The 6,143-nt window shown below is 31.6% G+C and carries 9 protein-coding genes; 3 read left to right on the top strand and 6 right to left on the bottom strand.

Features of this window, described 5'->3' with window-relative positions:
• Window positions 1-290 precede the first annotated feature (290 nt).
• A complete protein-coding gene (locus tag LQ688_RS09705) occupies window positions 291-806 on the bottom strand; it encodes a type 1 glutamine amidotransferase domain-containing protein (RefSeq protein WP_064204906.1) in 516 nt (171 codons plus the stop codon).
• 102 nt (window positions 807-908) lie between these two features.
• Window positions 909-1,070, bottom strand: coding sequence for an SE1561 family protein (locus LQ688_RS09700; protein ID WP_017001206.1), 162 nt, complete (start codon window positions 1,068-1,070; stop codon window positions 909-911).
• Between the two features lie 273 nt (window positions 1,071-1,343).
• Here LQ688_RS09700 and yfkAB point away from each other — a divergent pair, with 273 nt between their 5' ends.
• Window positions 1,344-2,483 carry a radical SAM/CxCxxxxC motif protein YfkAB gene (gene yfkAB, locus LQ688_RS09695; protein WP_239752755.1) on the top strand — a complete coding sequence of 380 codons (1,140 nt, stop codon included), beginning with the start codon at window positions 1,344-1,346 and terminating at the stop codon, window positions 2,481-2,483.
• Between the two features lie 310 nt (window positions 2,484-2,793).
• On the opposite strand, the gene LQ688_RS09690 is transcribed toward yfkAB, so the two are convergent.
• From LQ688_RS09690 to LQ688_RS09675, 4 genes are all read right to left on the bottom strand, one after another.
• The gene (locus tag LQ688_RS09690) at window positions 2,794-3,306 is read right to left on the bottom strand and encodes an acyl-CoA thioesterase (RefSeq protein ID WP_064204904.1); all 513 of its coding nucleotides are present in this window, start codon (window positions 3,304-3,306) and stop codon (window positions 2,794-2,796) included.
• A 124-nt stretch (window positions 3,307-3,430) separates the two neighbouring features.
• Window positions 3,431-3,610 (bottom strand): hypothetical protein, encoded by a 180-nt coding sequence (locus tag LQ688_RS09685; protein ID WP_016999024.1) that lies wholly within the window; start codon window positions 3,608-3,610, stop codon window positions 3,431-3,433.
• An 80-nt stretch (window positions 3,611-3,690) separates the two neighbouring features.
• A complete protein-coding gene (locus tag LQ688_RS09680; RefSeq protein ID WP_239752754.1) occupies window positions 3,691-4,920 on the bottom strand; it encodes an aminopeptidase in 1,230 nt (409 codons plus the stop codon).
• A gap of 18 nt (window positions 4,921-4,938) precedes the next feature.
• Window positions 4,939-5,142 carry a DUF1128 family protein gene (locus LQ688_RS09675; protein ID WP_016999026.1) on the bottom strand — a complete coding sequence of 68 codons (204 nt, stop codon included), beginning with the start codon at window positions 5,140-5,142 and terminating at the stop codon, window positions 4,939-4,941.
• Window positions 5,143-5,275: 133 nt separating this feature from the next.
• Here LQ688_RS09675 and LQ688_RS09670 point away from each other — a divergent pair, with 133 nt between their 5' ends.
• Together LQ688_RS09670 and LQ688_RS09665 are read left to right on the top strand one after the other, a co-directional pair.
• Complete coding sequence (locus LQ688_RS09670) at window positions 5,276-5,641, top strand: PH domain-containing protein (RefSeq protein WP_239752753.1); 366 nt, start codon at window positions 5,276-5,278, stop codon at window positions 5,639-5,641.
• Window positions 5,642-5,802: 161 nt separating this feature from the next.
• Entirely contained in the window at window positions 5,803-6,102 is a 300-nt protein-coding gene (locus LQ688_RS09665) for a hypothetical protein (RefSeq protein ID WP_016999028.1), read from the top strand.
• Window positions 6,103-6,143: the final 41 nt, after the last annotated feature.

The raw sequence follows: 6,143 nt of genomic DNA, 5'->3' as shown, positions 1-6,143 counted from the left end.
ACCTAATTTATACCGCTAACGTGCTTGTTTTATAAGTCTTGCTCGTTAGAAATTGTAACGGGCTTGTTTATTTTTTCTTGCACGTTAGACAGACGTTTCTTATAAATATCATGTGAAATTCATATTAATTAACCTAATTTATACCGCTAACGTGCTTGTTTTATAAGTCTTGCTCGTTAGAAATTGTAACGGGCTTGTTTATTTTTTCTTGCACGTTAGACATCATTTCCTTTTAAGGTTTACCACATAAAAAAACCACCCACCGTAATGGTGAGTGGCAATTAAAGCATTTATTGAAGCAATGCAAGTGATTCACGGTTAAAGTCTTCTAAGTCATCTGGTGTACGACTTGTGACGATGCCATTGTCAACGACTACAGATTCGTCAACGACTTTTGCACCTGCATTTTGTAAATCTTTACGAACTGATAAGAAACTTGTTAAAGTTCTACCATTTAATAAATCAGTATCAATTAATAATTGAGGTCCATGACAAATTGCGAATGAAGGTTTCTCTTCTTGTACGAAATGTTTTACGAATTCTCCAAAACGTCCTTTTTCATCTCCACGTAATAAATCAGGAGAAAAGCCACCAGGAATCAAGACTGCATCATAGTCTGCTGCATTTGCTTCATCTATACCAACGTCTACTTTAACTTTTTCGCCTTTTTTACCAGTGATTTCTTTACCTTTTTCTTCACCTACAACAACAACTTCGTGTCCTGCATCTGTTAATGCTTTTTGTGGGCTTGTTAATTCAACGTCTTCAAATAAGTCAGTTACAACTGCTGCTACTTTCTTACTCATAATATCAATCTCTTCCTTTCATAATGTGTCTACTCTCTGTATACCACATATCTGAAATTATAAACTTATTTCAAGTTTATTTTATGATAGGAAGACACCGTATTAGTCTTGCATAGCTTGAACTTTTTTCTCTAATTCATCTAATAATGCAATCCATTCATCCACATCAGAAACTTCCATATCTTCTGGATTCATTGCTTCAATTTCATCTAAAAAATCATATAATCTTTGTTTAATATCAGTCAAAGACGTCTTTTGGGTCATATTGATACTCCTTTTAATGTTTTTAATAATATTATTATGAATGATTACAAGTATAAAAACAATGATAATCCAGTATTGGCATTCATTCCCACATAAATAACCAAAGCTAAAAGCCCATCACAGAGCGAAATAAGCATTTGACAAAAAGCTTGAAGAGATGGAAAATAAAAAATCGAGAGAGTAAACAAAAGTTTATTTTATTCAAAGTTAACAATAGTGCTATAAAATGAATGATATTAAACAGGTATCATTCAAGATGAAAGGATTTTATAAATGGCAATACATAGTGGTTTAAAGAAGAAAAAAATAACAATTAATAACGACCCTTGGGAAGCTTATAATGACATAGATGAACATGGCTCACTTCAACTAAGTAATATTGAATTTACAACTACGACTTTATGTAATATGAGATGTGCGCATTGTGCAGTTGGCTACACTTTACAATTGAGAGACCCTGATACTTTACCGATGGATTTAATTTTAAAAAGATTAGACGAAGTTCCTCATCTAAAAACAATCTCTATTACTGGCGGAGAGCCAATGTTTAGTAAAAAGTCTATTAGAGAAACAGTGGTACCTCTTTTAAAATATGCATATGATAGAGGTATTTATACTCAGATGAATTCTAACTTAACACTGCCTTTAGATCGTTATTTAGAAATTGCTGAATACATAGATGTGATGCATATTTCTCACAACTGGGGTACGATGGATGAATTCAGTGAAGTCGGCTTCCACGTAATGGACAAGAAACCACCTTTAAAGGCACGCTATAAACTTTACGAACAAATGATTCAAAACTCAGCTACCTTGTCAGAACAAGGCATGTTTGTATCAGCTGAAACAATGTTAAACCGTAACACTAAACCTTATTTGAAAAAGATTCATAATGAGATTGTACATGATATGAAATGTAGCCGACATGAAATACACCCTATGTACCCATCAGATTTTGCTAGTCAGTTAAACATCATGACATTAGATGAAATGAAGGAAACTATACATGATATTTTAGACTTTAGAGATAAAGATACTTGGATGTTATTTGGCACATTACCATTTTATCCATGCTTCTTAAATGAATCGGATCAGCACTTATTAAATCGTTTAAATCAAGCTGAAAATGTCACTTTACGAAATGACCCTGATGGTCGAAGTAGATTGAATGTTAGTGTATTTTCTGGAGATGTTATCGTTACAGATTTCGGTGATGAAACTGGATCAATCGCAAATATTAAACAAGATAAATTAGAAGATGTTTACCAAACATGGATGAATTCGTCACTAGCAAAGTCTTTAAATTGTCATTGTCCAAAAGTTAAATGTTTAGGTCCTAACTTACTTGTAAAAGATATGTATTATAAAGATGTAGACTTTAAAGCAAATGAGCATAGAATGAATCACTTATAAAAGATTTCCTAATCCTAGCTTGTTTTAGATTTATCGGACCGTATTTTACATTTGCGGTTCGATATTTTTTATTTATCGACCTGTATTTTACGTTTGCGGTTCGATATTTTGTATTTATCCAACCGCATTTTGCATACCATATACTTCTTACATAAAATCCTCATCTCTGATTTTTCATTACAACATAGTTAAAAGAAAGATTTTTACATGATTTGCAATAAATATAAGAAAAACAGTAGAAATTCAATATTAAAATTGAATTTCTACTGTTTTTGTATTTTCAGGACATTTATGACCAAGCCTAACTTTATTAAATATATAGTTTTGTCGACATAAATTCTAACGTTCTCTTGCTTTCGTCTCTTCTTTCGTGTCTTAAATTCACACGATCTTTAGCTGTTTCGTAAAACCACTTTTCATCTTCTGTTTCTGGATAAATAGCTGGTACTTTAACTTTTTTACCATTTTCGTCTAGTGCAACAAATGTTAAAAAGCTATATGCAGCTAAGTGTTTATTTTGGTTAATATTATCTTCACTGACAACTTTCACGCAAATTTCCATAGAAGAAGTGCCAGCATATGTAACGAATGAAACTAAAGAAAGTACTTCTCCAGTTCTAATCGGTTGAATAAAATCTACAGAATCAATAGATGCTGTAACTACTGAATTTCCACTATGTCTCATCGCTGCAATAGCAGCTATCTCGTCGATTTCTGCAATTAATTTACCACCGAACATAGTATTATGATGATTTGTATCTTCAGGAAAAATCTGTATAGATTTAACGCTTCTTGATTCTGTCATGCCTTTACTTTCTTTCATTATTACATCCCCCTATTATAAACTATGTAATTTAAAAATCTTGATATATTTAATACAGTTCTCTACTACCCATATAATATTTTAGGCTGAGACATAAATAATGTCTCAGCCTCATTAAAATTGATTAATGATAATGTTCTTCGTCATCGAAAACTTTCTTTTCTAGTGCTTCTTCTGCTGTATCAATACGTACTGATTCTTTGCCATCGAATGTTTTCGATAAATATAACATGATTGCTCCACCGAATGTAAAGATAGAGAAAACAAAAGCAATCATTACTGCCCATTCCATAGGTGTACTCATGATAACCCCTCCTTAGAATAACAAACTTTACAATTTTATTTATCTTTATTATACATGATGTTTTAGCAATTGGCTATGTTTTAAAATGCCCAGTTACCATCTCTAAAGACTGGTTCTCTCTCACCATTTTCTAAAATACCATCGATTGATAAATCTTTACTACCTATCATAAAGTCAACATGTGTCATAGAGTCATTTAAGCCATTTTCAGCTAGTTCTTCTTCTGTCATATTTTTACCATCTTCAATACAGAATGCATAAGCTGAACCAAGAGCAATGTGGCATGAGGCATTTTCATCAAATAATGTATTATAGAATAAAGCATTCATGTTAGATATCGGTGAATCTACTGGCACAAGTGCTACTTCACCTAATCTTTTAGCACCTTCATCTGTTTCTAAAATACCTTTTAATATTTCTTCACCTACACCAGCTTTATAATCAACAACTTCTCCGTCTTTAAAAGTAATCGTGAAATCATCGATGATATTACCGGAATGGCTCAATGGTAAAGTGTTTTTAACAGTTCCATTTACACCATTTTTATGCGGTGCAGTAAATACTTCTTCAGTTGGCATATTAGCAACAAATGAATTACCTTTAGAGTTTACTGAACTAGCACCGCTCCAATATTGAAGTTTCGGTAATTCAATTGTTAAATCTGTGCCTTCAGATTTATAATGGAACGCTTTATACTTTTTATTATTTAAGTATTCAGCCTTCTCATGTAATGTCTTATCATGCTCTTCCCAAGCTTTAACCGGATCTTCTTGGTCAACACGTACTGTTTTTAATATTGTTTCTAATAGTTTATCAAACGCTTCTTGATCATCTAAATCTGGGTACATCATTTTTGCCCATCCAACAGAAGGATAAGCAGCGACGCACCAGCTTACTTTATCACTTTGAATAGCTACCATATAATCTTTAAATGCTTTACCACTTGCTGCCATAGCTTTATTAATTTTCTTCGGATCAGCATCTTTTAAGCTATCAGGACTTGAAGATATAAGCGATAAGAAAGCTGCTTTTCTATCTAAGTAATCTAATCTTTCATCGACTACATATTGTTTAATTTCACTAAAGAATTCTTCTGGTTCATATTTATATTTCAATTGTTGTAATCGATCATCTTTATATTTAACTTGTACGTCTTCTGCGCCAACTTTATAAGCTTCTTCAACTAACAAGTGAACGAATGAACTTGATTCAATAGATGCTTGAATATAGACAGGTTCCCCTTTTTGTACATTCAAACCGACTTTGACTAATAATTCTGCATACTTTTGTAAGTCTTTCTCATATCCCATATTGATAACCACCCTCTGCTATTTTCTTAATTCACCTAATGCTTGAGTAATTGCACTCATCTCACTTGCTGAAATGTTTTTTCTAGACATAACCATAGTATGAATATCTTTTAATTCCTCTTTCTTTTCTTCTGGAATTGCGTCTTTATTTAACACACTCGTGTTTACTAGACGTAATTTTTCTTTTAGATCATCTACCATTTGTTCAATTGTTTCTGTCATTTGTTATCATCCTTTCAGAATAAGTTTAGCAAAAAGTACATATAATTAAAATAGTGAAACTATACATTAACTTTACAATATATATTAAGATTATATACAATAAAATCAAGTAATTTAATAGGAGTGATATAAGATGGCAGTTCAAGAGATACTTTCATGGACACTATTTGAAAAAATAGACATTCCAAATGAAATTAATCAATATCTCGCTAATGGTGAAGAAGCTTATAGTGCTTTCAAAACATTTAGAGATACGGCAGTCTTTACTAATAAACGAATTATAATTCGTGATTTACAAGGTATAAGTGGCAAAAAAATCGAAACTTATTCCATACCATACAATATAGTTTTAATGTGGTCTACAGAAAACGCAGGTAAATTTTTAGACTTAAACGGAGAAATAACCTTGTGGACTAAAGCTGGCCAATTTAAAATTAAAATCGGAAAAAATCTTGATATTATGCCATTCGAAAAGTTACTATCAAACGCTTTATTGTAGATTATTTGTGTTTACAATATCACATTAATGGGAATGAATGTAATTAGTTAAATTTTAAATAATAAATGATGCCTATGTAAACAAATTTTATGCATTTATATGATATGATATATAGGTCGAAGATATTTATTTAGATTAATATATTGAAAGGGGAAAACATTATGCAAAACAAATTAGTTCCTGCAATTTTGATTGGTGGCGCTATCGGTGCAGCAATTGCATTAGCAGATAAAAACACACGTCAATCATTATCAAATCAAGTACAAAATATTAAAGAAGGTAACACTTCTAGAGAGCCTTCTAAATTCGATCAAATTAAAGACGAAGTTTTATATTGGAAAGATGTAATAGAAGAAATTCGTCGTAAAAACCCAGAGTTAGAACAATCTATTATGGATGCGAAAGACACATTCATTGAGAAGAAAAATAACAGACAAATCTCAGGTCCAAATCATTCATAAATTTTAAAAGACTAGGCTTCTTTAAGCGACCTAGTCTTTTT

The sequence above is a fragment of the Mammaliicoccus sp. J-M40 genome, assembly GCF_022386395.1.
Taxonomy (GTDB): Bacteria; Bacillota; Bacilli; order Staphylococcales; family Staphylococcaceae; genus Mammaliicoccus; species Mammaliicoccus lentus.
The sequence above is the reverse complement of the archived record's forward strand: the minus strand, read 5'-3'. Positions and strand labels throughout refer to the sequence as shown.

Excerpts from the sequence above, each read along its gene's own strand:
- LQ688_RS09685 (WP_016999024.1), bottom strand. The coding sequence starts at position 3,610 with ATGAGTACACCTATGGAATGGGCAGTAATGATTGCTTTTGTTTTCTCT.
- LQ688_RS09665 (WP_016999028.1), top strand. The coding sequence starts at position 5,803 with ATGCAAAACAAATTAGTTCCTGCAATTTTGATTGGTGGCGCTATCGGT.
- LQ688_RS09705 (WP_064204906.1), bottom strand. The coding sequence starts at position 806 with ATGAGTAAGAAAGTAGCAGCAGTTGTAACTGACTTATTTGAAGACGTT.
- LQ688_RS09700 (WP_017001206.1), bottom strand. The coding sequence starts at position 1,070 with ATGACCCAAAAGACGTCTTTGACTGATATTAAACAAAGATTATATGAT.
- yfkAB (WP_239752755.1), top strand. The coding sequence starts at position 1,344 with ATGGCAATACATAGTGGTTTAAAGAAGAAAAAAATAACAATTAATAAC.
- LQ688_RS09675 (WP_016999026.1), bottom strand. The coding sequence starts at position 5,142 with ATGACAGAAACAATTGAACAAATGGTAGATGATCTAAAAGAAAAATTA.
- LQ688_RS09670 (WP_239752753.1), top strand. The coding sequence starts at position 5,276 with ATGGCAGTTCAAGAGATACTTTCATGGACACTATTTGAAAAAATAGAC.
- LQ688_RS09680 (WP_239752754.1), bottom strand. The coding sequence starts at position 4,920 with ATGGGATATGAGAAAGACTTACAAAAGTATGCAGAATTATTAGTCAAA.
- LQ688_RS09690 (WP_064204904.1), bottom strand. The coding sequence starts at position 3,306 with ATGAAAGAAAGTAAAGGCATGACAGAATCAAGAAGCGTTAAATCTATA.